The sequence below is a fragment of the Pseudomonas sp. HS6-2 genome (assembly GCF_049325675.2).
GTDB lineage: Bacteria > Pseudomonadota > Gammaproteobacteria > Pseudomonadales > Pseudomonadaceae > Aquipseudomonas > Aquipseudomonas putida_N.
The window spans coordinates 306,149-332,263 of record NZ_CM143906.1 but is presented as its reverse complement, the minus strand read 5'-3'; the positions used below and the strand labels follow the sequence as shown (position 1 = coordinate 332,263).

At 63.6% G+C, this 26,115-nt stretch carries 23 protein-coding genes; 13 read left to right on the top strand and 10 right to left on the bottom strand.

The genetic code is table 11. The features are described 5' to 3' along the window. Window positions 1-12: 12 nt before the first annotated feature. Genes ACOKS3_RS01540 through ACOKS3_RS01530 form a run of 3 tightly spaced genes read left to right on the top strand, consistent with a single transcriptional unit; the run spans window position 13 to window position 3,715 of the window. Window positions 13-1,314 (top strand): M16 family metallopeptidase, encoded by a 1,302-nt coding sequence (locus ACOKS3_RS01540; RefSeq protein WP_103446100.1) that lies wholly within the window; start codon window positions 13-15, stop codon window positions 1,312-1,314. Beyond that, window positions 1,307-2,662 carry a M16 family metallopeptidase gene (locus ACOKS3_RS01535; protein ID WP_422763406.1) on the top strand — a complete coding sequence of 452 codons (1,356 nt, stop codon included), beginning with the start codon at window positions 1,307-1,309 and terminating at the stop codon, window positions 2,660-2,662. Before ACOKS3_RS01540 ends, ACOKS3_RS01535 begins: the two co-directional genes overlap by 8 nt. Window positions 2,663-2,722: 60 nt before the next feature. Continuing rightward, window positions 2,723-3,715 (top strand): hydrolase, encoded by a 993-nt coding sequence (locus ACOKS3_RS01530; RefSeq protein WP_103446103.1) that lies wholly within the window; start codon window positions 2,723-2,725, stop codon window positions 3,713-3,715. Here the strand turns inward: ACOKS3_RS01530 and ACOKS3_RS01525 are convergent, their stop codons facing one another. After that, on the bottom strand, window positions 3,716-4,570 hold the full coding sequence (locus ACOKS3_RS01525; RefSeq protein WP_103446104.1) for a sulfurtransferase: 855 nt from the start codon (window positions 4,568-4,570) through the stop codon (window positions 3,716-3,718). 34 nt (window positions 4,571-4,604) lie between these two features. Beyond that, complete coding sequence (locus ACOKS3_RS01520; protein ID WP_103446106.1) at window positions 4,605-5,270, bottom strand: TetR/AcrR family transcriptional regulator; 666 nt, start codon at window positions 5,268-5,270, stop codon at window positions 4,605-4,607. Window positions 5,271-5,421: 151 nt separating this feature from the next. On the opposite strand from ACOKS3_RS01520, the gene ACOKS3_RS01515 reads away from it, so the two are divergent. The 5 genes from ACOKS3_RS01515 to ACOKS3_RS01495 all read left to right on the top strand — a co-directional run bounded on the left by ACOKS3_RS01515 (window position 5,422) and on the right by ACOKS3_RS01495 (window position 9,904). Continuing rightward, window positions 5,422-6,852: a coniferyl aldehyde dehydrogenase gene (locus ACOKS3_RS01515; protein WP_103446107.1), complete on the top strand. Its 1,431-nt coding sequence runs from the start codon at window positions 5,422-5,424 to the stop codon at window positions 6,850-6,852. Further along, window positions 6,852-7,337, top strand: a complete 486-nt coding sequence (locus ACOKS3_RS01510) for a twin-arginine translocation pathway signal protein (protein WP_103446108.1) — start codon at window positions 6,852-6,854, stop codon at window positions 7,335-7,337. The genes ACOKS3_RS01515 and ACOKS3_RS01510 overlap by 1 nt, the downstream gene beginning before the upstream one ends. A gap of 17 nt (window positions 7,338-7,354) precedes the next feature. Beyond that, entirely contained in the window at window positions 7,355-8,953 is a 1,599-nt protein-coding gene (locus ACOKS3_RS01505) for a GMC family oxidoreductase (protein ID WP_103446109.1), read from the top strand. Window positions 8,954-9,064: 111 nt separating this feature from the next. Further along, entirely contained in the window at window positions 9,065-9,544 is a 480-nt protein-coding gene (coaD, locus tag ACOKS3_RS01500; protein ID WP_103446111.1) for a pantetheine-phosphate adenylyltransferase, read from the top strand. 108 nt (window positions 9,545-9,652) lie between these two features. Then, window positions 9,653-9,904 carry a YfhL family 4Fe-4S dicluster ferredoxin gene (locus ACOKS3_RS01495; protein ID WP_008095804.1) on the top strand — a complete coding sequence of 84 codons (252 nt, stop codon included), beginning with the start codon at window positions 9,653-9,655 and terminating at the stop codon, window positions 9,902-9,904. 10 nt (window positions 9,905-9,914) lie between these two features. Here ACOKS3_RS01495 and mutM read toward each other — a convergent pair whose 3' ends face one another. Both mutM and ACOKS3_RS01485 read right to left on the bottom strand, forming a co-directional pair. Beyond that, window positions 9,915-10,727 (bottom strand): bifunctional DNA-formamidopyrimidine glycosylase/DNA-(apurinic or apyrimidinic site) lyase, encoded by an 813-nt coding sequence (gene mutM, locus ACOKS3_RS01490; protein ID WP_103446113.1) that lies wholly within the window; start codon window positions 10,725-10,727, stop codon window positions 9,915-9,917. 3 nt (window positions 10,728-10,730) lie between these two features. Next, window positions 10,731-11,549 carry an HDOD domain-containing protein gene (locus ACOKS3_RS01485; RefSeq protein WP_181004453.1) on the bottom strand — a complete coding sequence of 273 codons (819 nt, stop codon included), beginning with the start codon at window positions 11,547-11,549 and terminating at the stop codon, window positions 10,731-10,733. A gap of 241 nt (window positions 11,550-11,790) precedes the next feature. Here ACOKS3_RS01485 and ACOKS3_RS01480 point away from each other — a divergent pair, with 241 nt between their 5' ends. Then, complete coding sequence (locus tag ACOKS3_RS01480; RefSeq protein WP_103446117.1) at window positions 11,791-12,987, top strand: class I SAM-dependent rRNA methyltransferase; 1,197 nt, start codon at window positions 11,791-11,793, stop codon at window positions 12,985-12,987. Between the two features lie 38 nt (window positions 12,988-13,025). On the opposite strand, the gene ACOKS3_RS01475 is transcribed toward ACOKS3_RS01480, so the two are convergent. Then, the gene (locus tag ACOKS3_RS01475; protein ID WP_422763405.1) at window positions 13,026-13,700 is read right to left on the bottom strand and encodes a magnesium transporter; all 675 of its coding nucleotides are present in this window, start codon (window positions 13,698-13,700) and stop codon (window positions 13,026-13,028) included. Between the two features lie 479 nt (window positions 13,701-14,179). Between ACOKS3_RS01475 and ilvD the strand changes: the two genes are divergently transcribed. Further along, entirely contained in the window at window positions 14,180-16,021 is a 1,842-nt protein-coding gene (gene ilvD / locus ACOKS3_RS01470; protein WP_103446120.1) for a dihydroxy-acid dehydratase, read from the top strand. Between the two features lie 101 nt (window positions 16,022-16,122). On the opposite strand, the gene ACOKS3_RS01465 is transcribed toward ilvD, so the two are convergent. Beyond that, window positions 16,123-17,178 carry an HAD family hydrolase gene (locus ACOKS3_RS01465; protein WP_422763404.1) on the bottom strand — a complete coding sequence of 352 codons (1,056 nt, stop codon included), beginning with the start codon at window positions 17,176-17,178 and terminating at the stop codon, window positions 16,123-16,125. A 242-nt stretch (window positions 17,179-17,420) separates the two neighbouring features. Here ACOKS3_RS01465 and ACOKS3_RS01460 point away from each other — a divergent pair, with 242 nt between their 5' ends. Beyond that, on the top strand, window positions 17,421-18,812 hold the full coding sequence (locus ACOKS3_RS01460; RefSeq protein WP_103446122.1) for an L-cystine transporter: 1,392 nt from the start codon (window positions 17,421-17,423) through the stop codon (window positions 18,810-18,812). Between the two features lie 35 nt (window positions 18,813-18,847). On the opposite strand, the gene ACOKS3_RS01455 is transcribed toward ACOKS3_RS01460, so the two are convergent. Continuing rightward, on the bottom strand, window positions 18,848-19,363 hold the full coding sequence (locus tag ACOKS3_RS01455; RefSeq protein WP_103446123.1) for a dihydrofolate reductase: 516 nt from the start codon (window positions 19,361-19,363) through the stop codon (window positions 18,848-18,850). A gap of 54 nt (window positions 19,364-19,417) precedes the next feature. Here ACOKS3_RS01455 and ACOKS3_RS01450 point away from each other — a divergent pair, with 54 nt between their 5' ends. Together ACOKS3_RS01450 and ACOKS3_RS01445 are read left to right on the top strand one after the other, a co-directional pair. Beyond that, window positions 19,418-20,809, top strand: coding sequence for a DUF2868 domain-containing protein (locus ACOKS3_RS01450; RefSeq protein WP_422763403.1), 1,392 nt, complete (start codon window positions 19,418-19,420; stop codon window positions 20,807-20,809). Beyond that, a complete protein-coding gene (locus tag ACOKS3_RS01445; protein WP_103446125.1) occupies window positions 20,802-22,166 on the top strand; it encodes a GTPase/DUF3482 domain-containing protein in 1,365 nt (454 codons plus the stop codon). Before ACOKS3_RS01450 ends, ACOKS3_RS01445 begins: the two co-directional genes overlap by 8 nt. A 57-nt stretch (window positions 22,167-22,223) precedes the next feature. Here ACOKS3_RS01445 and ACOKS3_RS01440 read toward each other — a convergent pair whose 3' ends face one another. From ACOKS3_RS01440 to ACOKS3_RS01430, 3 genes are read right to left on the bottom strand one after another with little or no spacing between them, the layout of a single operon-like run. Further along, window positions 22,224-23,249, bottom strand: coding sequence for a putative 2-aminoethylphosphonate ABC transporter substrate-binding protein (locus ACOKS3_RS01440; RefSeq protein WP_422763402.1), 1,026 nt, complete (start codon window positions 23,247-23,249; stop codon window positions 22,224-22,226). Between the two features lie 30 nt (window positions 23,250-23,279). Beyond that, on the bottom strand, window positions 23,280-25,004 hold the full coding sequence (locus ACOKS3_RS01435) for a putative 2-aminoethylphosphonate ABC transporter permease subunit (RefSeq protein ID WP_422763401.1): 1,725 nt from the start codon (window positions 25,002-25,004) through the stop codon (window positions 23,280-23,282). Between the two features lies 1 nt (window position 25,005). Further along, window positions 25,006-26,064, bottom strand: a complete 1,059-nt coding sequence (locus ACOKS3_RS01430; RefSeq protein ID WP_103446128.1) for a putative 2-aminoethylphosphonate ABC transporter ATP-binding protein — start codon at window positions 26,062-26,064, stop codon at window positions 25,006-25,008. Between the last annotated feature and the right edge of the window lie 51 nt (window positions 26,065-26,115).

Genomic DNA, 26,115 nt, shown 5'->3' with positions numbered 1-26,115 from the left:
AGCACTTCAACCATGATCGAGCGCCCTTCTCCGCCCACCCAGGGCAGCACTGTACAAACTTTCACCCTTGCCAACGGCCTGCGTATCTACCTGCGCGAAGACCATCGTGCACCGCTGGTCAGTGCGCAGCTTTGGTATCACGTCGGTTCGAGCTACGAGCCAGCAGGCCATACCGGTCTCTCCCATGCACTGGAACATCTGCTGTTCGAAAGCAGCAGCAAACTGAAAAGTGGCCAGTATTCCGCCATCGTGACCCGCCTCGGCGGCGAACCGAATGCCTCCACCACCACCGACGCCACGGTCTTCCCGCTGACACTGCCAGGCAGTCGGCTCGAAATTGCTCTGGAGGCCATGGCCGACGTCATGGCCAGCGCCACGATCAGTGATGCACCTTTCGCTCGCGAACTGGACGTGGTCATGGCCGAACGCCGAGAGCAAGTCGACAACGACCCTTTGTCACTGGCACTGGAGCATCACGATTCACTGGCCTACGGCAATGGCGGCTATGGCACGCCAATCGTTGGTCACAAGGCTGACCTTGAACACCTGACCCCGGCGGCTGCCCGAACCTGGTACCGGAGCTGGTACCACCCAAACAATGCCACGCTGGCAGTCGTCGGCGACATCACCCAGCTACAGCTGCAAACCTTGGTAACCCGGCACTTTGCAACGATTCCCGCCAATCGCCTGTCGGCACGCCAGACCGCTACCGCCCCGCCAGCGCAAGCTCGACGCCATCAGACACTGCGTCTGCCAGGCCTTTACACCGGCACCATTCTCAGCTTCAACCTCCCCAGCCAGTGTACCGCCCAGGCTGCCGAGCAAGCCTACGCATTGCGGCTACTGCCCGATCTGCTGGCTGATGGGTACAGCAGTATCCTGCAGCGGCGACTGGTTCTGGATGACCCGATTCTGCGGGGCCTGCGCTCATCCTACGAACCCTGGCAGCGCGGCGACAGCCTGCTGGTTCTCTACGCATATTGCAGCCAGCAGATAACACCGGAGATCGCAGCCGAAAGGCTGATGCTGGAAATCGAAGCGTTTCGCCAGTCGGCACCATCCAAGGAAGACCTTCAACGTGCCAAGGCTCGCCTGTTGGCCAGGCAAATGTTCGAAAGGGACGACATCGACAAGCAAGCCCAGGCCATCGGCAAACAGGCCGCCTGCGGCCTTGACCCGGTAGCCCTGGACAATGAGCGACAAGCCATCGAAGCCGTAACAGCCGAACAGGTCGGCCTGGCAGCTCTTGAGTTTCTGACCGATTCCCGCGCTGCCATTACGTTCATGCACAACAAGGAGAGCGCTCATGCATGACTCGACTGCAACCCAAAACAGCATTTACGGCGGCCTGGTCTCTGCACAGGGACTCGACCTGAATCAGTTCGAGCCAATCCGCACTCATGTGCAAGCCTGGACGACGGAAGCAGGCACAACCGTGAAATTCGTCGAAGCCCGCGGGTTACCTATCGTCGATGTAGTACTGAGGTTCAGGGCCGGCACTGTCCAGGACACTGTGCACCCCGGCCTGGCAGCCCTGACGCTGTACATGCTCAATGAAGGTAGCCAGCAGTACACGGCCACCCAGCAGGCCGAGCATCTCGAACGCCTGGGTGCAATCTTCGAAAAGCAGATACGTCTGGAGCATGCGACGCTGAGCCTGCGTAGCCTGAGTAGCCCGGCCGTGCTGGAGCCGTCCCTGGCGCTGTTCACCAACCTCGTGGCACAGCCGGCCTTTCTTCCCTCTGCTCTGAATAAGGTCAAACAGAAGTTGCTGCAGAGCAGCGCTTCAAGCGATCGACATCCCGTATTGAGGGCGCGCAGCGAAGCCTTCCGCCACTTATTCAATAGCCATCCTTATGGCTGCCCACTGGGCAGCACCGTGCAGGGTGTAACGGCGGTTACTACAGACGATTTGCGCACATTCCACCAACGCGCCTATTCCGCCAGCAATCTGGAGATGGTCGTGGTCGGCGACCTTTCTCTCTCTGAAGCTCAAGCACTCACACGTCAGATCAGCCAGGCTCTGCCACAGGGCTGGTCAGCAGCAGATCTGCCAACGGTCCCGGCCGCCACCGACGCAACCCTGAAAGTCGAACAGCCTGGCGCCAGCAGTGCTGCCCTGCTGGTACTTCCCATGAACGTGCCCGCCAATGATCCGGAGTTCCCCGCCTTGGTGCTGGCCTGCGATGTACTGGGAGAAGGGCTCGAATCGCGCTTGATGGTGGAACTGCGCCAACGCCGCGGCCTCACTTACGGCGTACATACCCACCTATCGCCGTTACGGGCAGGCGGGTTGTTCAGCGTCGAATGGGAAGTCGCACCAACGTACGTGGAAGGTTCTCAGGCACTGGTGGTGACCCTGCTGCGCGACTTCATCGAGCAAGGGCCAACCCAGGCCGAGCTGCAAGTGGCACGCAAACAACTGGAAGGAAAGTTGCTGCGTGATGTCGCCCAGAACAAGCGCCTGGCGGAATTGCTCTCGGAGCTGACCCATCAAGGTCAACCTGACGATTATCTCAACACCTACTTCGAGCGCACCAACAGATTGACCCCGGCAGATGTCCGCGCCGCCATGCAGCGCCATCTCGACCTAAACTACAGCGTACAGGTCAGTGTCGGCCCAAGCGTGGAGCAGCAACCTCTGCCAGCCCCCGACCAATAGCGCAGGTACAGTGGCGGCGTTTCATGGCACTGTACGCAGGCACATCACGAGTCGCTCAGCATGCCCAGTCTCACCGCCACATTCCGCCCGGCCATCGGCCTGTCCAACCCCCACCTGCAAACCCTGTGGGGGCCACTGTGGCGCAAGTTGCCGGAACTGGAACGAAGCCGCGAACGCCTGTGGCTGGCCGATGGCGATTTTCTCGACCTCGACTGGCATGGGCCACATAGCCCGGATGCGCCGCTGGTGCTGGTGCTGCATGGTTTGACCGGATCGTCCCGCTCTCCCTACGTCAAAGGCTTGCAGCAATCGCTGCAGGCCCGCGGCTGGGCAAGCGTGGCGGTCAACTGGCGGGGCTGTTCGGGTGAGCCCAACCTGTTACCGCGCAGCTACCATTCCGGCGCCAGCGAAGACCTCGCCGAGGTGGTCGCCCACCTGCGTGCCCAGCGTCCCTTGGCACCGCTGTATGCCGTCGGCTACTCGCTGGGCGGCAATGTGCTGCTCAAGTACCTGGGGGAAAGTGGCACGGCCAGCCAGCTGGAGTCGGCCGTGGCCGTGTCGGTGCCGTTTCGCCTGGATCAGTGTGCCGACCGCATTGGCCAAGGCTTTTCCAAGGTGTATCAGGCGCATTTCATGCGCGAGATGATGGCCTATGTGCAGTTGAAGCAACGGCACTTCCGCGACCGCGGGCATCACGAGGGGCTGGCCGCGCTCGACCGGCTTGGGCACTTGGGCAGGTTGAAAACCTTCTGGGACTTCGACGGTAAGGTCACCGCGCCGCTCAACGGTTTCAGCGATGCCCACGATTACTATCGCCGTTCATCGAGCCGATTCTATCTAGGGGAAAACCGCACGCCGACGCTGATCATCCATGCCACCGATGACCCGTTCGTGTTCGGCCACAGCCTGCCCACGGCCAGTGAACTGGCACCGCAGACACAGTTCGAGCTGCATGAGCGGGGTGGGCATGTGGGGTTTGTCGACGGCAGCCTGCGCAACCCGGGCTATTACCTGGAGCGGCGGATTCCGCAGTGGCTGGTCGATGGTCAGTGATTATTCGCCAGTCGCCACACCGTGCTTGGGATCATTGATCCACTCACTCCACGACCCTGCATACAGCCTGCCCAACGGATACCCCGCCAGCGCCAGGGCAAACAGGTTATGGCAAGCCGTCACCCCTGACCCGCAATAGGCCACCAGTTGCTCTGGCGAGCGCCCTGCCAGCTTTTCGGCGAAACGTTGCTTGAGTTGTTCAGGTGCCAGGAATTGCCCATCGGCACCGAGGTTCTCGTTGAAGGCTGCGCACTGGGCGCCGGGAATATGCCCTCCCACAGGGTCGATCGGCTCGACTTCGCCTCGAAAGCGCGGCAACGCACGGGCATCGATCAGGGTCAGGTCAGGGCTGCCCAGCCGCTTGGCCAGGTGCTCGGCATCAATCACCAGCTTTGCGTCCGCCTCACCATTGAACGTCCCCTTGCGTTTGGCCGGCGCATCCAGGCTCAGCGGCAGGTGCGCCGCATGCCAGGCCTTGAGGCCACCGTCGAGGATAGCCACGCCACTGCGCTTGCCCAGCCAGACCAGCAACCACCAGGCGCGGGCGGCAAAGGCGCCAGGGCCATCGTCGTACAGCACCACTTCGCTGTCGTCGTCCAGGCCCCACTCGCGCAGGCGCTCGACCAGCCGGTGCGGGTCCGGCAACGGGTGGCGGCCGGTGCGGCCCTTGCTGACCGGCCCGCTCAGGTCACGCTCCAGGTCGGCAAAATACGCCCCGGCGATATGCCCCTCGGCATAACTGCGTTGACCGTAATCCACATCCTCCAGGGCAAAACGACAATCAAGGATCACCAGCTTGGGCGAGTCCAGACGCTCGGCCAGCTGTTGCGGGGTGATCAATTGCGCAAGGGGCATGACAATCTCCTGATCGATGGCTCGAAGACCTTGGTTACTGTTCCAGGGCCTGATTGAACGGAACGTGGAATTCCTGGCACAGGGCGTCCACGGCACTGCGGGCGTTATTGGTGACGAAACCCAGCTCCAGCACCAGCACCTGATAGACGCCGCGCTTGAAGGCTTCTTCACCCAGATGCGCGGAATGTTCGCGCGTGGTGCTGAGAAAGCGTACCCACGAGGTCAGCACGATCCAGGCATTGATGGTCAGCGACTCGATCTGGGCAGGCTCCATGCTCAGAATCCCGGCATCGACGAAGCCACGATAGATCGCTTGCCCCTGGCGCAGGCAACGCTCGGAAAAGCGCCGGTAGCGGGCAGCCAGTTCCGGGTCGCTTTCCAGCAGGTGCTCCAGGTCACGGTGCAGGAAACGGTAGTTCCACATCGCCGCGAGCAGCGCCTTGAGGTAGAAGCGCTTGTCCTCGACTGTGGCCACGCGACCCTGCGGCGGGCGCAGGAAGCTGTCCACCAGCTCTTCGTACTGGCTGAACAGCAGGGCGATGATCGCCTGCTTGTTAGGGAAGTGGTAGTACAGGTTGCCGGGCGAGATTTCCATGTGCGCGGCAATGTGGTTGGTACTGACGCTGCGTTCGCCCTGCTGGTTGAACAGCTCCAGGCTGTTCTGCACGATGCGCTCTCGGGTTTTCATGCGCGGGGCCATGCTCAGCTCCCAGTCTGCGGGCTTTCGATAATGGGTCATCTTACGGTGAATCACATCGCTGGTGCACCGTTTGCGCCAGCGAAAAAAGTCGCACCGCGGTACGAATTAGAGTATAGGCTCTAGGGACTTCAAGCCCAGACGAGAGACCGCCGTGACCTCGCCCATCGCTTTGCCTCCTGTGCATTCCGACACCGACCTTGAAGCGACGTTCGCCGCTCAGCGCCAAGCCTTTGCCGGCAACCCCATGCCGCCAGCGGCACAGCGGCGGCAGTGGCTGAAAAGCCTGCGCGAGGCATTACTGGCGGACCAGCAAGCACTGATCGACGCAATCGATGCCGATTTCAGCGGCCGCAGTGCCGACGAAACGCTTTTGGCCGAGCTGCTACCGTCGGTGCAGGGCATTCGCCACGCCGAACGCCATCTACAGCGCTGGATGCGCCCGGCGCGCCGCGCCGTGGGTCTGGCCTTCCAGCCAGCCAGCGCTCGCGTGCTTTACCAGCCGCTGGGCGTGGTGGGCATCATCGTGCCATGGAACTACCCGCTGCTCCTCGCCATTGGCCCGCTGACCGGTGCCCTGGCGGCCGGCAACCGGGTCATGCTCAAGCTCAGCGAGTCCACCCCAGCCAGCGCGAAGGCACTGAAAACCCTGCTGCAACGGGTGTTTCCAGAGGACCTGGTCAGCGTGGTGCTGGGCGAAGTCGAAGTCGGCCAGGCGTTCGCTCGCCTGCCCTTCGACCACCTGTTGTTCACCGGCGCCACCAGCATCGGCCGCCAGGTCATGCTGGCAGCCGCGCAAAACCTGACTCCGGTGACCTTGGAGTTGGGCGGAAAATCGCCCGCCATCGTCTCGGCCAGCGTGCCACTGGACACGGCCGCCGAACGCATCGCCTTTGGCAAGACCCTCAACGCCGGCCAGACCTGCGTCGCACCCGACTATGTGCTGGTACCGCGCGAGCGCCTGAACGACTTCGCCGATGCCTATCGCAAGGTCGTACAGCGCATGTACCCACGCATCGCCGACAACCCCGACTACAGTGCCATCATCAACCCACGGCAGTTGCAGCGTCTGCAGCACCTGCTGGACGACGCCCGCGGCAAAGGCGCCCAGGTGCTCGACCTGTATCCCGACGAGACGCGCCAGGGCCGGCGCCTGCCGCCGCACCTGCTGACCAGGGTCAACGACAGCATGCAGGTCATGCAGGACGAGATCTTCGGTCCGTTGCTGCCGCTGGTGCCTTACGACCACCTCGACGAGGCCCTGGCCTACATCAGTCAACGCCCTCGCCCCTTGGCGCTGTACTACTTCGGCTACGACCGCAGCGAGCAGCAGCACGTGCTGCAACACAGCCATTCCGGCGGCGTGTGCCTGAACGACACCCTGCTGCACGTGGCCCAGGACGACTTGCCATTCGGCGGTATCGGCCCTTCTGGCATGGGCCATTACCATGGCCATGAAGGTTTCCTGACCTTCAGCAAGGCCAAGGCGGTGCTGGCCAAGCAGCGCCTGAATGCCGCGCGGCTGATCTATCCGCCCTATGGCAAGGCCTTGCAGCGCCTGGTCTACAAGCTGTTCATCCGCTGATGCAGCGCCGTGACCTGCTGCGCTTCAGCCTCGGCGCCAGCCTTTTCCTGAGTACCGCCAGCCTGGTCGGTTGCAGCGCGCAAACGCCCGCAGCCGGCTACCACGTGCTGCGGGACGATGACCTGCCAGCCCTGCTTGCGCTGATTCCGGTGGTGCTCGCCGGCACCTCGGCGAACGACGAATTGGTGCTGCACAGCCTCGACCACAAACTGGCAGCGCTGTCGCCGGAAATGCTCAAGCTCACCCGGCAATTGTTCGATGTGCTCAGCCTGCCGCTGACCCGCGGCCCTTTGACCGGGGTCTGGGGGGCCTGGGAGCAGGCCAGCAGCGCGCAGGTAACGGCCTTTCTGCAGCGCTGGCAGGACAGCTCGCTGAACCTGCTGCGCATGGGCCATGCCTCGCTGCTGCAACTGCTGCAAATGGCCTGGTACGAGCGCCCGGAAGCCTGGGCCGCATGCGGCTACCCCGGCCCACCCAAAATCTGACAACAAGAGCATCCTCAATGCCAGTAACCGACCCGTTTCGCCAAGGCCTCGAACGCGGCTGGATCACCCATGACGGCTCACGCCTGGAGCAAGACCTGACACTGGAGGCCGATATTGCCGTGATCGGCAGCGGAGCCGGCGGTGCCACCAGCGCGCAGATGCTCAGCGCAGCAGGCCACAAGGTGCTGCTGATCGAAGAAGGCCCGCTAAAGACCAGCAGCGACTTCCGCCTGCTGGAAAACGAGGCCTATGCCAGCCTCTACCAGGAAGGCCTTGGGCGGATGAGCAAGGATGGCGCCATAACCATCCTGCAAGGCCGCGCCGTCGGCGGGACCACGCTGATCAACTGGACCTCGAGCTTTCGCACGCCACCGCAGACACTGGCGCACTGGGCCGCAACGCATGACGTCACGGGCCTGGGGGAGCAAGACATGCAGCCCTGGTTCGAGCGCATCGAGCTCGATCTGGGCATCACGCCCTGGGCGATGCCGGCGAACGCCAACAACGAGATACTGCGGCGCGGCTGTGAACAACTTGGCTATCGCTGGGCAGTTATCCCGCGCAACGTGCGTGGTTGCTGGAACCTCGGCTATTGCGGCATGGGCTGCCCAGTGAATGCCAAGCAATCGATGCTGGTCACGCGCATCCCGTCGACCCTCGAAAATGGCGGCGAACTGCTCTACCTCGCCCGCGCCGAGCGCTTCGAACACAATGGCGAGCGTATCGCCGGGCTGCAGTGCCAGGCGTTGGATGCCCAAGGCGTGCACCCCACCGGCCGGCAGATCAACGTGCGCGCCCGCCACTACATCGTGGCCGGTGGTGGTATCAACAGCCCGGCCCTGCTACTGCGCTCCAAGGCTCCCGACCCACATGGCCGCCTGGGCAAACGAACCTTCCTGCACCTGGTCAACTTCAGCGCGGCACGCTTCAATGACCGTATCGACCCGTTTTACGGCGCTCCTCAGTCGATCTACAGCGACCACTTCCAGTGGCAAGACGGCGTCGACGGGGCGGTGGGCTACAAGCTGGAAGTGCCACCCTTGCACCCGGCGCTGGCCAGCACCCTGCTCGGCGGATATGGCAGCGACAATGCCCGGCGCATGGCCGAATTGCCGCACACTCACGTGATGCTGGCCCTGTTGCGGGACGGTTTTCACCCCGAAAGTACAGGCGGTGCAGTGGAATTGCGCGGTGACGGCTCACCAGTGCTGGATTACTCGGTCACCGACTACCTGCGCGACGGCCTGCGTCGCGCCTATCACAGCATGGCGCAAATCCAGTTCGCTGCAGGCGCCACGCACGTCACACCGGTCCACAGCGACGCCGGCACCGCCTCCAACCTGGAAGAAGTTCAGCGCATGATCGACGCCTTGCGCCTGGAACCGTTCCGCACCCGGCTGGGCAGCGCCCATGTCATGGGAGGCTGCGCAATGGGCGAAGACCCGCGCAAGGCGGTCTGCGACAGCCTGGGCCGCCATCACCAGCTGGAAAACCTGTCGATCCATGACGGCTCGCTGTTCCCGACCAGCATCGGCGCCAACCCGCAGTTGTCGGTGTACGCCATCAGTGCCCGGCTGACCGAAGCCTTGGTCACCCGCCTGGCACAGAGTACATGACAACAAATACACGCCCTGTCTATAGTGCCATCAGCCGGCCGCATGACTTGGCCGGGCGCAATCGCTGCGCTACCATCCGACTCCCCAACGCACTCCAGCCAGGATGACGCGATGAACCGAGTGTTGTACCCGGGTACTTTCGACCCCATTACCAAAGGCCATGGCGACTTGGTCGAGCGCGCTTCGCGCCTGTTCGACCACGTGATCATCGCGGTGGCGGCCAGCCCGAAGAAAAACCCCCTGTTCCCGCTGGAACAACGGGTCGAGCTTGCCCGTGAGGTCACCAAGCACCTGCCCAATGTCGAAGTCATCGGCTTCTCGTCGCTGTTGGCGCACTTCGCCAAGGAACAGAACGCGAACGTGTTCCTGCGCGGCCTGCGCGCGGTTTCGGACTTCGAATACGAATTCCAGCTGGCTAACATGAACCGGCAACTGGCGCCCGACGTCGAAAGCCTGTTCCTCACGCCTTCGGAGCGCTATTCGTTCATTTCTTCGACGCTGGTGCGAGAAATAGCCGCGTTGGGCGGAGATATCAGCAAGTTCGTCCACCCTGTGGTGGCCGAGGCGCTAACCGAACGCTTCAAGAAGTAACCTTGCGCGCCTGAGCATCGCGCCCGCGTGCACTGCGGGCGCGAATGCGGCACAATTGTGCCCAAAGCGTTGAACATGCCCGGGCGAAGCGCCCCGGCCGGAGTCCCCATGTCCCTGATCATCACCGACGATTGCATCAACTGCGACGTCTGCGAACCCGAGTGCCCGAACGAGGCCATCTCCCAAGGCGAAGAGATCTACGTGATCGACCCGAACCTGTGCACCCAGTGCGTGGGTCACTACGACGAGCCGCAGTGCCAGCAGGTCTGCCCGGTCGACTGCATCCCGCTGGATGAAGCGCACCCGGAAACCGAAGACGAGCTGATGGCCAAGTACCGCCGGATCACCGGCAAGGCCTGAGCGCAAACGGTTAGCGCTGGCAGCGCGGGCAGAACACGCTCGCCCGCTGCCCCAGCTTCACCTCGCGCAAGGCCGTGCCGCACAGCTTGCACGGCATCCCGCCCCGCCCGTAGACGAACAATTCCTGCTGGAAGTACCCCGGCTGCCCGTCGCCACCGATGAAGTCGCGCAAGGTCGTGCCACCCTGCTCGATGGCAGCCACCAGCACCCGCTTGATCTCGATTGCCAGCTTCATGTAGCGCGCCCGGGAAATCCCGCCCGCCTCACGGCGCGGGTCGATTCCAGCAGCGAACAGCGCCTCGGTCGCGTAGATGTTGCCCACGCCGACCACCACCGCGTTGTCCATGATGAAGGGCTTGACCGCCATCGAGCGCCCACGCGACAGCTGGAACAGCCGTTCACCGTCGAACAGGTCGGTCAGCGGCTCCGGCCCCAGGCGCAGCAACAGTTCGTGGCTGAGCGGGTCGAGGCTCCAGAGCATGGCGCCGAACCGTCGCGGGTCGGTATAACGCAGCATCAGCCCCGACTCCAGCTCGATATCGACATGTTCATGCTTCACCGCTGGCAAGCCCAGCTCCACCAAGCGCAAGTTGCCCGACATACCCAGATGGCTGATCAAGGTGCCGACCTCAGCGTTGATCAGCAGGTACTTCGCCCGACGCTCGACGCTGACGATGCGCTGCCCGGACAGCCGTACGTCGAGGTCCTCGGGGATCGGCCAGCGCAGCCGCCGGTCTCGCACCACCACGCGGCTGACGCGCTGGCCTACCAGGTGGGGTGCAATCCCGCGCCGGGTGGTTTCGACTTCAGGTAGTTCCGGCATAGATCAGTGCCCGCCCAGCTCGCGAATATTCTGTTTCAGGGTCTCGAAGTCGTACTCCGACAAGCCGATATAGTCCAGCACCAGCGGGCCGACTGCATTCCACTCATGGTCGACACTCTGGTTGCCCAGCACGCGGTACGAGGCGCAGATGTGCTCGGCCATCTTCAACACGGCCAGCAGGTTCTTCAACTGGCTCTGGGTATTGCGCGAGGAGTCTTCGCGGAAGATCGCCAGGGCATTATGGTGGTTGGCGATGGCCGCGCTGATGTGCTCCGGCAGGCGCCAGGACTTGGCCGTGAAGTAGCCGACCACGGAATGGTTGGTGTTGAAGGCACGGTTCTCGGTGTCAACTACGCGCGTTTTCTCACCAGCACTGGCGTAGGCGTCTTCGAGCACCTGCATGTACTCGGGGAAGCGCTTGAGCATCAGCGGTACGCCGCAATCGTGGAACAGACCGAGGGTATAAGCCTCGTCGACCGCCTGGATGCCGGTACGCTTGGCCAGGGTCAGGCAGGTCATGGCCACGTCCTGGGCGGTATCCCAGAAGCGGTTGAGGGTGACGATGGTCTCGTCACTCATCTCGCCCTTGATCGACTGCGCATTGATCAGATTGATGATCGAACGGCTGCCCAGCAGGTTCACTGCACGCTGGATCGAGCCGATCTTGTTCGACAGGCCGAAATGCGGCGAGTTGACCAGCTTGAGCAAGGCACCCGCGAGGCCAGGGTCCTGGGAAATCAGCTTGGCGATGGTTTCCAGATCCGGATCAGGCATGTACTGCTCGAACTGCAGGTCAACCATGATCTGCGGCTGCGGCGGTATGGTGATGCCTTGCAAGGCTTGCTGGATCTGTTCGGCGCTGAGTTCTTGGGACATGCGTACACACTCGTGAAGGACGAAAGATTCTAACCCCGTAGTCCGGCACCACACCAATCGCCAAAGGTGGGCCACGCGGTAAAAATTCAGACAATTGGTGTCTGTTCCGCGCTCTTCGCGGCCCTGCACTTCAGCAGGGGAAGGGCCAACAGGCTATAATCCCGCTCTTTTTTCCCGGAGCGACGTCATGTCCCTGCCCAGCCTTCGCCTCAAAGCCAATGCCGACCGCCGCCTGCGCGCCGGCCACCTGTGGGTCTACAGCAACGAAGTCGACGTTTCCGCGACCCCGCTGCAAGGCTTCCAGGCCGGCCAGCAGGCAGTGCTCGAAGCTGCCAACGGCAAGCCGCTGGGCATCGTCGCGCTGAGCCCGAACAACCTGATCTGCGCCCGCCTGCTGTCGCGTGACATCAAGCTGCCGCTGGACAAATCGCTGCTGGTGCACCGTTTGAACGTCGCCCTGTCCCTGCGCGAGCGCCTGTTCGACCAGCCGTGCTACCGCCTGGTGTACGGCGATTCCGACCTTCTGCCGGGCCTGGTGGTCGACCGTTTCTACGACATCCTCGTGGTGCAGCTGGCCTCTGCCACCATGGAAGCGCACAAGGATGACGTGATCGCCGCCCTGATCCAGGTGCTCAAGCCCAGCGGGATCCTGTTCAAGAACGACTCGGCCGCCCGCGACGCCGAAGGCCTGCAGCGCTACGTCGAAACCGTCTACGGCGAAGTGCCGGACTGGGTTGCGCTGGAAGAGAACGGCGTCAAGTTCGAAGCCCCGGTACGCGAAGGCCAGAAAACTGGCTGGTTCTACGACCACCGCATGAACCGCGCGCGCCTGGCCCCCTATGTCAAAGGCAAGCGCGTACTCGACCTGTTCAGCTACATCGGTGGCTGGGGCGTACAGGCCGGTGCGTTCGGCGCCAGCGAAGTGTTCTGCGTGGATGCCTCGGGCTTTGCCCTGGATGGTGTCGAGCGTAACGCTGCGCTGAACGGCATCAGCGAGAAGCTGACCTGCATCGAAGGCGACGTGTTCGAGGCCCTGCGCGAGCTGAAGGCCGCCGAAGAGCGCTTCGATGTGATCATTGCCGACCCACCCGCCTTCATCAAGCGCAAGAAAGACCTGAAAAACGGCGAAGCGGCCTACCGCCGCCTCAACGAGCAGGCCATGCGCATGCTGAGCAAGGACGGCATCCTGGTCAGCGCCTCGTGCTCGATGCACCTGCCAGAGGACGACCTGCACAACATCCTGCTGACCAGCGCTCGCCACCTGGACCGCAACCTGCAACTGCTCGAGCGCGGCGGCCAGGGCCCGGACCACCCCGTGCACCCGGCCATTGCCGAAACCCGCTACATCAAGAGCATCACCTGCCGGTTGCTGCCAAACAGCTGATCCGCGCGGCCTGGGGCGCAATGCGCCCCAGGCCGGTATCAGATTTCCAGCACCTGCGACGCGATCCCGAAGTACACCAGCACCCCCGCCGCATCGGCGATCGAGGTCACCAGCGGACCACTGGCGGTAGCCGGGTCGAGCTTCAGGCGTGTGAACAGGAACGGGAGGCTCATGCCGATCAGGCTGCCGGCCAACACGATCACCAGCATGCTGCTGGCTACGATCAAGGCAACGTCCGCGCCACCTCGCAATGCTCCCAGCGATGCCACCGCCAGGGCCATGGTGCCGCCGAGCGCCAACGCCACCCCGCATTCGCGGCCCAGCATGCGCATCCAGTCACGCATGACCACCTCTCCCGTCGCCAGCGCCCGCACCATCAAGGTGGCCGACTGCGCACCGGCGTTCCCCCCGCTGTCCACCAACAGAGGCAGGAAGAACACCAGCACGATATGCGCGGCGATGGTTTCTTCAAAGGCGGCAATGCCGGCGCCGGAAAACAGGTTGCCGAACACCAGCAGCACCAGCCACAGCACTCGCTTGCGGTAAAGCAGACCAACAGTGGCATTGCGCAGGTTGCCGACGTGATTGGTGATCGATGCGCCTTTGTGGAAGTCTTCGGTCGCCTCCTGGCGAAGCTTGACCAGCGCTTCACTGGCCTGGTCACGCGAGAGTGGTTCTTTACAGCGAATGCAGTTTGCGCAGACAGAGTACATACGAGTCTCCAGGCGCCGACGCAGGCACCCGCAAACCTCGAACTCAGGGGTTCAAGCCTTCGCAAGCCCTGGCGACAACGCGCTCAGTGCCAATTTACAAGTTCGGGGTGAACTGAAACTGGGAAGGTCCATTGAAGTGATTTCTCGTGAAGCCGCACATGCGGCGCGGAGAATGATAACCAGCGCGGTTGGCAGGGTCTGCCACGCAGGCAGCATTTCAGAGGCGTCCTACACGCAGCCAGGAATAACTCTTAAACCACCGTCCAGGCACATCTTCATTCCCTCGCCGCGCCAGCGGTGTAGAATCGGCCTATTCATCGCCAGTCATCCCCGGCGGGTTTATGAGCTCTGGCCAAGCACGCGGCGATCCCGCGCGGTCTTCGGCCCCATCCGTGCCAGTGGCAACCGGCCTGCGGTACAAAGGACAAGAGAAGCTCACTCCCCTTTTTGTGACCTGATTAAGCCGCCAGGAGTGTTTCATGCCTGATTATCGTTCCAAGACTTCCACCCAAGGCCGCAACATGGCCGGCGCCCGCGCCCTGTGGCGCGCCACCGGGATGAAGGACGAAGACTTCAAGAAACCGATCATCGCCATCGCCAACTCGTTCACCCAATTCGTCCCGGGCCACGTGCACCTGAAGGACCTGGGCCAGCTGGTTGCCCGCGAGATCGAACGCGCCGGTGGCGTGGCCAAGGAATTCAACACCATCGCGGTCGATGACGGCATCGCCATGGGCCACGACGGCATGCTGTACTCGCTGCCAAGCCGCGAGATCATCGCCGACGCCGTCGAGTACATGGTCAACGCCCATTGCGCCGACGCCATCGTCTGCATCTCCAACTGCGACAAGATCACCCCCGGCATGCTGATGGCCGCCCTGCGCCTGAACATCCCGGTAATCTTCGTCTCCGGCGGCCCGATGGAAGCCGGCAAGACCAAGCTGGCCAGCCACGGCCTGGACCTGGTCGACGCGATGGTCATCGCCGCCGACTCCACCGCCAGTGACGAGAAGGTCGCCGAGTACGAGCGCAGCGCCTGCCCGACCTGCGGTTCGTGCTCCGGCATGTTCACCGCCAACTCGATGAACTGCCTGACCGAAGCCCTGGGCCTGGCCCTGCCGGGCAACGGTTCGACCCTGGCCACCCACGCCGACCGCGAGCAGCTGTTCCTCACCGCCGGCCGCACCATCGTCGAGCTGTGCAAGCGCTACTACCAGGAAAACGACGAGTCTGTGCTGCCGCGCAGCATCGCCAACTTCAAGGCGTTCGAGAACGCCATGATGCTCGACATCGCCATGGGCGGTTCGACCAACACCATCCTGCACCTGCTGGCTGCAGCCCAGGAAGGTGAAGTCGAGTTCGACCTGCGCGACATTGATCGCCTGTCGCGCAAGGTGCCGCAGTTGTGCAAGGTGGCGCCGAACATCCAGAAGTACCACATGGAAGACGTACACCGCGCTGGCGGCATCTTCAGCATCCTCGGTTCGCTGGCCCGTGGCGGCCTGCTGCACACCGACCTGCCGACTGTGCACAGCCGCAGCATGGAAGAAGCCATCGCCAAGTGGGACATCACCCAGACCGATGACGAAGCCGTGCACACCTTCTTCAAGGCAGGCCCTGCCGGCATCCCGACCCAGACTGCATTCAGCCAGTCGACCCGTTGGGAAACCCTCGACGACGACCGTGAAAACGGCTGTATCCGCAGCTTCGAGCACGCCTACTCGCAAGAAGGCGGCCTGGCTGTGCTGTACGGCAACATCGCCCTGGACGGCTGCGTGGTGAAAACCGCCGGCGTCGACGAGTCGATCCACGTGTTCGAAGGCACCGCGAAGATCTTCGAAAGCCAGGACAGCGCCGTGCGCGGCATCCTCGCCGACGAAGTGAAGGCCGGCGACATCGTGATCATCCGTTACGAAGGCCCGAAAGGCGGCCCGGGTATGCAAGAAATGCTCTACCCGACCTCGTACCTGAAGTCCAAGGGCCTGGGCAAGGCCTGCGCCCTGCTCACCGACGGCCGCTTCTCGGGCGGTACCTCGGGCCTGTCGATCGGCCATGCCTCGCCGGAAGCTGCTGCTGGCGGCGCCATCGGCCTGGTGCGCGACGGCGACAAGGTGCTGATCGACATCCCCAACCGTTCGATCAACCTGCTGGTCAGCGACGAAGAGCTTGCTCAGCGCCGCATCGAGCAGGACAAGAAAGGCTGGAAACCGGCTGAAGTGCGCCCACGCAAGGTGACCACCGCGCTGAAGGCCTACGCCCTGCTGGCGACCAGTGCTGACAAAGGTGCTGTGCGTAACAAGGCGATGCTGGAAGGGCTCTGAGGCTCTGACCGCGTGAAAGAGAAACCGGCGCCCTGAGCGCCGGTTTTTTTATGCCTGTCCCGACCTCTTCGCGAGTAAACCCGCGAAGAGGCCAGCAAGTCCTACTGAATCTGCTCCGGCGTCACAATCACCCAGTTCTTGTCCGCCGTCACCGGCAACCCTTCCTTCGCCTGTGCCGCCGCGTTCTTCGCGATCATCCCGTTCAGCTGGTCCATGTACTTGGCCTTGCGGTTTATCCACAGGTGAATGCCGCCCTTGTTCACATCCACACCATGGAACTGCATGTAGCCATCACTGGTTGGCGTATCACCCCCCACCAACACTGGCTTCTTCCATTCATCGATGTAGGTCAGGATCGCCGCCTGCTTGCCTGCCATCCAGGTGGCCGGGGTCCACAGGTATGGCGTAAGCTCCAGCCCTTCATTGGCCTTGGCGTCATACTGCCCGGCGCTGATCTGCTTGCGCGCCGTGGTCAGCTGGCCATTGGCGCGATCCTTGAGCAACAGGCTGACACCAATCACGTTCTGCGGTTTGACGTTGTAGCCGTACTTGGGATCGGAAGCGACCATGCGTACCAGCTCTTCGGACGCCGCCGAAATCACATAAACCTCGATGCCATTCTCCATCAATTTGTTGTACAGCTCGGCCTGGCCAGTGAAGACCTTCGGCGGCTGTACCTCGATGGCCTTGACCTGGTCACCTTCAAAATAGGTGCTGGGGATTGGCTTGCCCGAGGCCATCAGCTCATCGACCTGAGCCTTGAGCTCTTTGAGAGTGAAGCCGGCAAACACCTGCGCCACCCACGGGTAGCAGACCATGTCGTCGATCTCGCACAGGCGGTAGTAGTAGCTGAACAGGCTTTCCTTGTGCTCGGCCGTGTCCTTGAACGGGATCAGCTTGAGCGACGGGTCGAGCTTGTCGCGGGTCAGCAGGCCCTTGTTTTCCATGAATGGCAGCAACGCTTCTTCGAGGTCGTAGCGGTAGCTAGTGTTGTCCATGTCGAAGACTGCGTAATTACCTTTATGAGCATTGGCGGCAATCATGGCGTCGAGCTGTTTGGCTGCATCGGTGGGCCAGTGCTTGAGCTCGGTGGCGAAGCTTTCCACACTGAACAGCAGGGACAAACCCAAGGCAAGGGCTTTCGGAGCGAACTTCATGTGCGAATCTCCTGAGATGACCCGGAAAAATTAGTGCAAGATTCGACGATTTCGACCCCTCACAACGACCTTCACAAAACTGTAAACGTCGTGTGCATTGCTATCCGCGACAGCCTGTTATTCCATAAACGACTAAGCAAATTACTTTTGGGTATAAATTCGTTTCTTTTCAGGCTGTTAGCATTTCCGTTCGCAATCGCTCATCAGAGGCGATGCCTCTTCTGCTTTTTCCTGGAGCTTCAATGAACCTGCCGTTGTCCCTCAACCTGCTGGCGTTCCTGGCCCTGCTGCTAGGCCTGGCACAAACCGGCCGCACCGATTGGAGCCTGGCCAAGAAGGTCCTGCTGGGCCTGGCGCTGGGCGTCGCGTTCGGCCTGACTCTACACACCATTTATGGCGCCGGCCACCCGGTACTCAAGGCCACCATCAGCTGGCTGGACCTGGTCGGCAACAGCTACGTCGGCCTGCTACAGATGATCGTCATGCCGCTGATCTTCGCATCGATCCTCAGCGCCGTGGCTCGCCTGCACAACGCCTCTTCGCTGGGCCGCATCAGCGTGTTGAGCATCGGCACCCTGCTGCTGACCACCGCCATTGCCGCACTGATCGGCATTGTCCTGACCAACCTGTTCGGCCTGACCGCCGAAGGCCTGGTGGCTGGCGCCCAGGAAAGCGCGCGCATGCAGGTTATCCACAGCGACTACTTAGGCAAGGTTGCCGACCTGAACATCCCGCAGCTGCTGCTGTCGTTCATCCCGAGTAACCCGGTTGGCGACCTTGCCCGGGCCAAGCCGACCTCGATCATCAGCGTGGTGATCTTCGCCGTGTTCGTCGGCCTGGCCGCGCTGCAGTTGATCAAGGACGACGCCGAGAAGGGCGCGCGCGCCCTGTCGGCCATCGATACACTGCAAGCTTGGGTGATGCGCCTGGTTCGCGTGGTGATGAAGCTCACCCCTTACGGCGTACTCGCGCTGATGACCAAGGTGGTGGCCAGCTCGAACCTGGAAGATATCCTCAAGCTGGGCAGTTTCGTGGTGGTGTCGTACCTGGGCCTGGCGCTGATGTTCGTGGTCCACGGCATCATCCTCGCCGCCACTGGCGTGAGCCCGCTGCGCTTCTTCCGCAAGGTCTGGCCAGTGCTGACCTTTGCCTTCACCAGCCGCTCCAGCGCCGCCAGCATCCCGCTGAACATCGAGGCGCAAACCCGCCGCCTGGGTGTGCCGCAATCGATTGCCAGCTTCAGTGCATCGTTCGGCACCACCATTGGCCAGAACGGCTGCGCGGGCCTCTATCCGGCCATGCTGGCCGTGATGGTGGCGCCTGCGGTGGGCATCGATACCTTCGACCCGCTGTGGATCGCGACCCTGGTGGCGATCGTGACGCTGAGTTCGGCGGGTGTGGCAGGCGTCGGTGGCGGTGCGACCTTCGCTGCGCTGATCGTGCTGCCGGCCATGGGCTTGCCGGTCGAGCTGGTCGCACTGCTGATTTCGGTGGAGCCGCTGATCGACATGGGCCGCACGGCGTTGAACGTGAATGGCTCGATGACCGCGGGCGTGGTGACCAGCCAGCTGCTGAAAGAGACCGACAAGGACGTGCTGGCCGGCGATGAGCATGCCGAGCTGAGTCATAGCTGACATATTGCGGGGGCTGCTTTGCAGCCCCCGCAATTTCAGATCTTGTCCCAAACCTCGAAGTGGTAAGCCGGCTTGCCTTCTTCAGCCTGTGCCTCGCTCGACATCAGCTTCCACTGGCCCTCATCAAACTCAGGGAACCACGCATCCCCCTCCGGCGCCAGTTCCACCCGCGTCAGGTACATCCGGCTCACCAGCCCCTTCTCCAACGCCTGCCCATACAGCTGCGCCCCGCCAATCAGCATGACCTCGCCAACGCCCTGCTCACGCGCCCACTGCCCGGCCCGCGCCACTGCGGCCTCCAGCGAGGCGAACACCTCGGCCCCGGCCAGTTCCAGGCCCGCCTGCCGGCTGACCACAATGTTCAAACGCCCCGGCAACGGCCGACCCAGCGAATCCCAGGTCTTGCGCCCCATGATGATCGGCTTGCCCAGGGTAGTGGCCTTGAAGTACTTGAAGTCCCCCGGCAGGTGCCAGGGCATGGTGTTGTCGATGCCGATCACGCGGTTCTCGGCGTGAGCCGCGATCAGGCTGAGGGGGAGTGATGTATTCATGCCAGCGAGGATAGCACCGGGCGTGTGGGTTATGCTTCTGCCCTGAACCACGCAATGGAAGACCTTGTGACTGCACCGACTCCACTGGACAAGCGCTGGCTCACCGAAGCGGTACGCCTGCGCGAGGAACACGCCGGCCTCCTGGACGATCAGGAGGCCAACCGCCATGCCCGCCAGCAAGGCGGCGACCTGGCAGCGCGCATCGAAACCCGTGCGCTGTTCCTCGCCGAACGCGACGGCATGACCTCGGCGTTGCGCCACTGGAAACAGGGCGCACGCCTGGCGTTGCTGGCCTTGATGCTACTGGCCGTTTTCAGCGGCGCAGGCCTGGCCTTCGCCGCCCTGGGCGACGGGCAGCGCCCGGTCAACGTGTTCTGGGCGCTGGGCAGCCTGCTCGGGCTGAACCTGCTGTTGTTGCTGGGCTGGGCCGTGGGTTTCGCCTTGAGCGGCGAGCACGGCGCCAGCCTCGGTCGCCTGTGGTTGTGGCTAAGTGAGCGCTTCGCCCGCGACGCCAAGGCCGCACACCTGGCGCCGGCACTGCTGGTGCTGCTGCAACGCCAACGCCTGAATCGCTGGCTGCTCGGCGTGCTGGTGCACGGCCTGTGGCTGCTGGCGATGGTCGCCGCCCTGAGCATGCTGCTGGCCTTGCTGGCAACCCGCCGTTACGGCTTCGTCTGGGAAACCACCCTGCTGGCCGCCGACCCGTTCATCCACCTGACCCAGGCCCTCGGCGCCCTGCCTTCGCTGCTCGGTTTCGCCGTGCCGGACGAAGCAATGATCCGCGCCAGTGGCGACACCTTCCCCGCCCTGGATAGCGCCCGCCACGCCTGGGCCAGCTGGCTGCTCGGCGTGGTGCTGGTGTACGGCCTGCTGCCGCGCCTGCTGCTGGCCGGGCTGTGCCTGTGCCGCTGGCGTCAAGGCCGTGCGCAGCTGGCGCTGGACCTCAGCCTGCCCGGCTACGCGCAACTGCGCGATGCACTGATGCCGCGCAGCGAACGCATCGGCGTGCAGGACGCCGCACCCGATGCCCTCCCGCAGTTTCAGGCCGGCCAGCTGGAAAGCGGCAGCAGCGGCGCCTTGCTGGTAGGCCTCGAACTTGACGACCAACGTCCCTGGCCGCCTGCCCTGCCCAAGGCAGTAACCGACGCGGGTGTGCTCGACAGCCGCGAGTCGCGCAACAGGCTGCTCGAACAACTCAGCCGTTTCCCTCCGGCGCGCCTGGCCATCGCCTGCGACCCACGCCGCTCACCCGATCGTGGCAGCCTGGCGCTGCTCGCGGAGCTGGCGCGCAATGCAGGCGCCACTCGCATCTGGCTGCTTCAGGCTGCCCCCGGCCAGGCCCTGGACGCCGAACGCCTGGGCGACTGGCACGACGCCCTAGACCGCCTCGGCCTGAGCCATGCCGACACTTCGCCCCTGACCTGGCTGGAGCATGGTCATGACTGAGCCGCTGAAACTGGCCGTGGTCGGCCACACCAACGTCGGCAAGACTTCGCTGCTGCGCACGCTCACCCGCGATGTCGGCTTCGGCGAGGTCTCGCACCGCCCCAGCACCACCCGCCATGTCGAGGGTGCGCGGCTGTCGGTGGACGGTGAACCGCTGCTGGAGCTCTACGACACCCCCGGCCTGGAGGACGCCATCGCCCTGCTCGATTACCTCGAGCGCCTGGAGCGCCCGGGCGAACGCCTGGACGGCCCAGCCCGCCTCGAACGCTTCCTGCAAGGCAGCGAGGCCCGCCAGCGCTTCGAACAGGAAGCCAAGGTGCTGCGCCAGTTGCTGGCGAGCAATGCCGGCCTGTATGTGATCGACGCCCGGGAGCCCGTGCTGGCCAAGTACCGCGACGAACTGGAAGTACTGGCCAGTTGCGGCAAGCCGCTGCTGCCGGTGCTCAACTTCGTCGCCAGTAGCCAGCACCGCGAGACGGAGTGGCGTGAAGCCCTTGCCCGGCTTGGGCTTCACGCATTGGTGCGGTTCGATAGCGTAGCGCCGCCAGAGGATGGTGAACGTCGTCTGTACGAAAGCCTGGCACTGCTGCTGGAGGATGCCCGACCCGCCCTGCAGCGGCTGATCGACGACCAGCAGGCCCAGCGCCTGGCGCGTCAGCACAGCGGCAAGCGGCTGATCGCCGAACTGCTGCTCGACTGCGCCGCCTGCCGACGTAGCGTCGAGGCCGAGCCGGCAGCTGAAGCCCGGGCTGTCGAAGCCTTGCGCCAGGATGTGCGCCAACGTGAACAACGCTGTGTCGAAGCGCTACTCAAGCTCTACGCGTTCCGTCGCGAGGATGCCAATGCCGGGGACCTGCCGCTGCTGGATGGTCGCTGGGGCGATGACCTGTTCAATCCCGAGACCCTTAAACTGCTTGGGGTTCGCCTGGGCAGCGGTGTGGCGGCTGGCGCTGCAGCCGGTGCCGGCGTTGACCTGCTGGTTGGCGGCCTGACTTTAGGCGCTGCAGCGTTGGCGGGCGCGATCGCCGGTGGCGCACTGCAGACCGCACGTAACTATGGATCGCGGTTGATGGGCAAGTTGAAGGGGCAGCGCGAGCTGACAGTCGACGACACCGTGCTGCGGCTGCTCGCGTTGCGTCAACAGCAGTTGATGATGGCGCTGGAGGGGCGTGGGCATGCGGCGCAGGACAGCATTCGGCTGGGCGAGCTGGATGAAAAGGCCTGGCGCGAGGGCAAGCTGCCCGAAGCCTTGAGCAAGGCGCGGGCGCATCCGCAGTGGTCGACGCTCAATCCCGGGGCGAAGCTGAATCAAGCTGAGCGGCAGGAGCAGCTGGAAGCGCTTGTTTCACAGATCTGATTGTGCAAGCCAGGCCTCTTCGCGGACATGCCCACCAAGAGGCTTCACCGCTGGGGCTTATTGTTGCGCCACTTTCTCCGACTTGCCGTCATAGCGCTTGCGCCATTCAGTGAGGATCTCGTCGCGGTTCTTCGAGGCCCAGGCAAAGTCGTTCTTGATCAGGCGCTGTTCATAGTCGGCTGGCAGCTCGGTCTGCGGCTTGGCAATGCCTGGCGCGGCCAGCACGGCAAAGTTGTCCTTGTACAGCTCCATGGCGGCAGGGCTTGCCGAGAAATCAGCCAGGCGCTTGGCCGCGTCAGCCTTCGGCGAGCCCTTGATCACGGCGGTCGCCTCGATCTCCCAGCCCAGGCCCTCCTTCGGCAGCACGATGTCCAGCGGCGCGCCCTGGCGCTTGAGCTGCACGGCCGGGTACTCGAACGAGATACCGATCGGGAACTCGCCCGCCGCCGCCAGCTTGCACGGCTTGGAGCCGGAGTGTACGTACTGGCCGATGTTCTGGTGCAGAGCATCCATGTAGGCCCAGCCCTGTGGCTCGCCGAAGGTCTGCAGCCAGGCGCTGACGTCGAGGAAGCCGGTGCCGGAGGAAGCCGGGTTAGGCATGACGATCTTGCCTTTGTATTCAGGCTTGGTCAGGTCCTGCCAGCTCACCGGTTTGCTCAGGCCCTGCTTCTCGGCTTCGATGGTATTGAAGCAGATGGTCGCGGCCCACACGTCCATGCCGACCCAGGCTGGCGGGTTGGCCGCATCGCGGTAGTTCGCGGAGATCTTCCCCAGGTCTTTCGGCGCGTAGGCTTCGAGCATGCCGTTCTGGTCGAGGATGGCCAGGCTGGAGGCGGCCAGGCCCCATACTGCGTCGGCTTGCGGGCGGTCTTTCTCGGCCAGCAGCTTGGCGGTGATGATACCGGTGGAGTCACGCACCCATTTGATTTCGATGTCCGGGTTGGCCTTTTCGAAGGCCTGCTTGTAGCTCTTGAGCTGCTCGGCTTCCAGGGCGGTGTAGACGGTCAGCTGGGTGGCTGCGGCCGAAGCCTGCAGGCTGAAGACGGCGGATACGGCAGCGACAAGTGCAAGGGGCTTGAACATGATGCGTTTCCTATCAGAGTGGGCAGTCGGTCAATGGCCAGGAGCGCGCTGGCGCCAGGCCTGAGAGCGGCGCAGCAGGCCGCGCGAAGCAGCGGCCAGCAACAGGGATGCGGCGGCGCTGGTCAGCAGGATCAGGGTCGACATGGCAGCGGCGCCGCCGACGTTGCCGGCATCGTCCATGTTCAATACGGCGACGGCGGCGAGGATGGTGTCGGGGCTGTAGAGGAAGATCGCCGCCGACACGGTGGTCATCGCCGAGACGAACAGGTAACGGATGATGTCCAGCAGCGCCGGCAGGCAGATCGGCACGGTGACCCGCACGAAGTGCTTGTACAGCGGCGCCTTGAGCGACAGCGCGGCGGCCTCGAACTCGCCGTCGAGCTGGCGCAGTGCGGTGGCGGCGGTCATCTGCGCGGTGGTCAGGTAATGGGCGATGGTGCACAGCACCAGCAGCGCCATGCCGCCATAGAACACGTGCAGCGGGTTGCCGTTCAGGTTGAAGAAGAATACGTAGCCCAGGCCCAGTACCAACCCAGGCACCGCCATGGGGATGAAGCTGAGCAGGCGCAGGGCCTGGTTGAGCAGGCGCTGGCCTTGGGTTTTCTCCATCAGGTAGGCGCCAATGAAGATCACCAGGCTGCCGATCAGCGCGGTGCACAGGGCCATGGTCACGCTGTTGCGGTAGGCCAGCCAGCCGCCACCGGCGGTGTCGTCGAACATGTAGTGCTTGAACGACAGGGTCAGGTTGTACGGCCAGAACGTCACCAGCGACGAGTACACCGCCATGCCAATCACCACCAGCAGCGCCGCGCAGACCAGCAGCACGATGGCCAGGAAGCAGGCATCACGGCAGCGCGACGGCTTGGGCTCGAACACCTGGGCACGACCGCTCATTGCCTCACCCTGGCGCCGACGCAGCCAGGCATCGACGCCGAAGCTGAGCAGTGCTGGCAGCAGCAGCACCATGCCGATCAACGCGCCACGGCCAAATTGCTGCTGGCCGACCACTGCCTTGTAGGCTTCAAGCGCCAGCACCTGATAGTCGCCACCGACCACCACCGGTACACCGAAGTCGGTAATGGTCAGGGTGAACACCAGGCAGAACGCGGCGAATACCGCCTGCCGCGTGGCTGGCCAGGTGATGCTGCAAAACGCCCGCCACGGCCCGGCGCCCATGCTCGACGCCGCGTCGAACAGCCGAGCGTCGGCCAGTGACAGGGCCGAGAGCAGGATCATCAGCGCATGGGGGAATGTGTAGATGGCCTCGCCGAGGACAATGCCCCAGAAGCCGTAGATGTTGTCGCTGATCAGGCTGCGCAGCAGGCCCTGGTTGCCGAACAGATAGACCAGGGCAATCGCCGGCAGCATCGACGGCGCCAGCAGTGGCAGCAGCGAAATACCGCGCCACAGGCCCTTGGCCGGGATCAGCGTGCGCTGCAGGGCATAGGCGAACAGGTAGGCCAGCGGCACCACGATCGCCGCCACGGTGAAGGCTATCGACAGGCTGTTGCCGAGCAACCAGTGGAAGTTATCGCTGGCGAACAGTTCGCGGGCAGCCAGCAGACCACCGCCCTGGCCGGCTTCACCGCTGAAGCCTTTCCAGAAAATGGCCAGCAGTGGCATCACCACGGCCAGCAGCAGAAGGACCAGCAGCAGGCTCTTGCCACCGATGACGAACAGGCGGTCACCCAGGGCGACCTCACCGCGTCGCGCATCCTTGGCTTGGGTCAGCGGCAGGGACATTGGCGCGGCCATCTCAGGCAAACACCTGCAGGCTCTGCGGTGGCAAGGCCACCCAGATATCCTGCGAGCCCAGGCGCGGCATGGCTTCCGGCGCCAGCTCGGCGAGCAGCGCATGGCCCGGCAGGGCCTTGAGTTCGAAGCTCATGCGGCAGCGGTTGCCGAGGAAGGTGATTTCGCGGACCTTGGCCGGGAACAGGTTTTCCTCATGCACCACCGGGTTCACAGTGATCGCCTCCGGGCGGCAGAACAGCCGGCCACTGCGGGCGGTACCTGCGTTGGTCGCCAGGCGCATGCTCATGGCGCCGACCTGGGCGTGGCTGTCGCTACTGCGCTGGAACGGCAGCCAGTTGCCCTGGCCAACGAACTCGGCGACAAACGGCGTGGCTGGCTGGTCGTAGATTTCCTGCGGGGTAGCGTATTGCTCGACCTGGCCGTTGTTCATCACCGCAATGCGGTCGGCCATGAGCATGGCTTCATCCTGGTTGTGGGTAACCATCAACGTGGTGATGCCCAGCTGGCGCTGCAATTGGCGCAGTTCGGTGCACAGATGCTCACGCACCCGGGCATCCAGCGCCGACATCGGTTCGTCGAGCAGCAGCAGCGAGGGTGATGGCGCCAGCGCACGGGCCAGGGCTACACGTTGCTGCTGGCCGCCGGAAAGCTGGCCCGGGTACTTTTTCTCGCTGCCGCTCAGGCCGACCAGCTCGAGCATCTCTGCCACACGCTGGCGGCTCTCGTCGCGGCTGGTGCCGGTCAGGCCGTAGGCGATATTGGCCTCGACGGTCAGGTTGGGGAACAGCGCGTAGGACTGGAACAGAATGCCGTAGTCCCGGACCTGGGGCGGCAGTTCGGAGATGTCGCGCTCACCGATGTACAACGCACCGCGGTCCTGGCGTTCAAGGCCGGCGATGCAACGCAGCAGGGTGGTCTTGCCGCAACCGGACGGGCCGAGCAGGCAGACCAGCTCACCAGCGGCGATGTCCAGGGACACATTGTTCAACGCCGTGAAGGCACCGAAACGCTTGTGGATACCGCGCACTTTCATCTGTGCGCCCGGGGTGGCGTGGTTCATGGCAAGGCCTCATCGAACAAGTGAGGCCATGCTAGGAAGACTGTGCGAAGG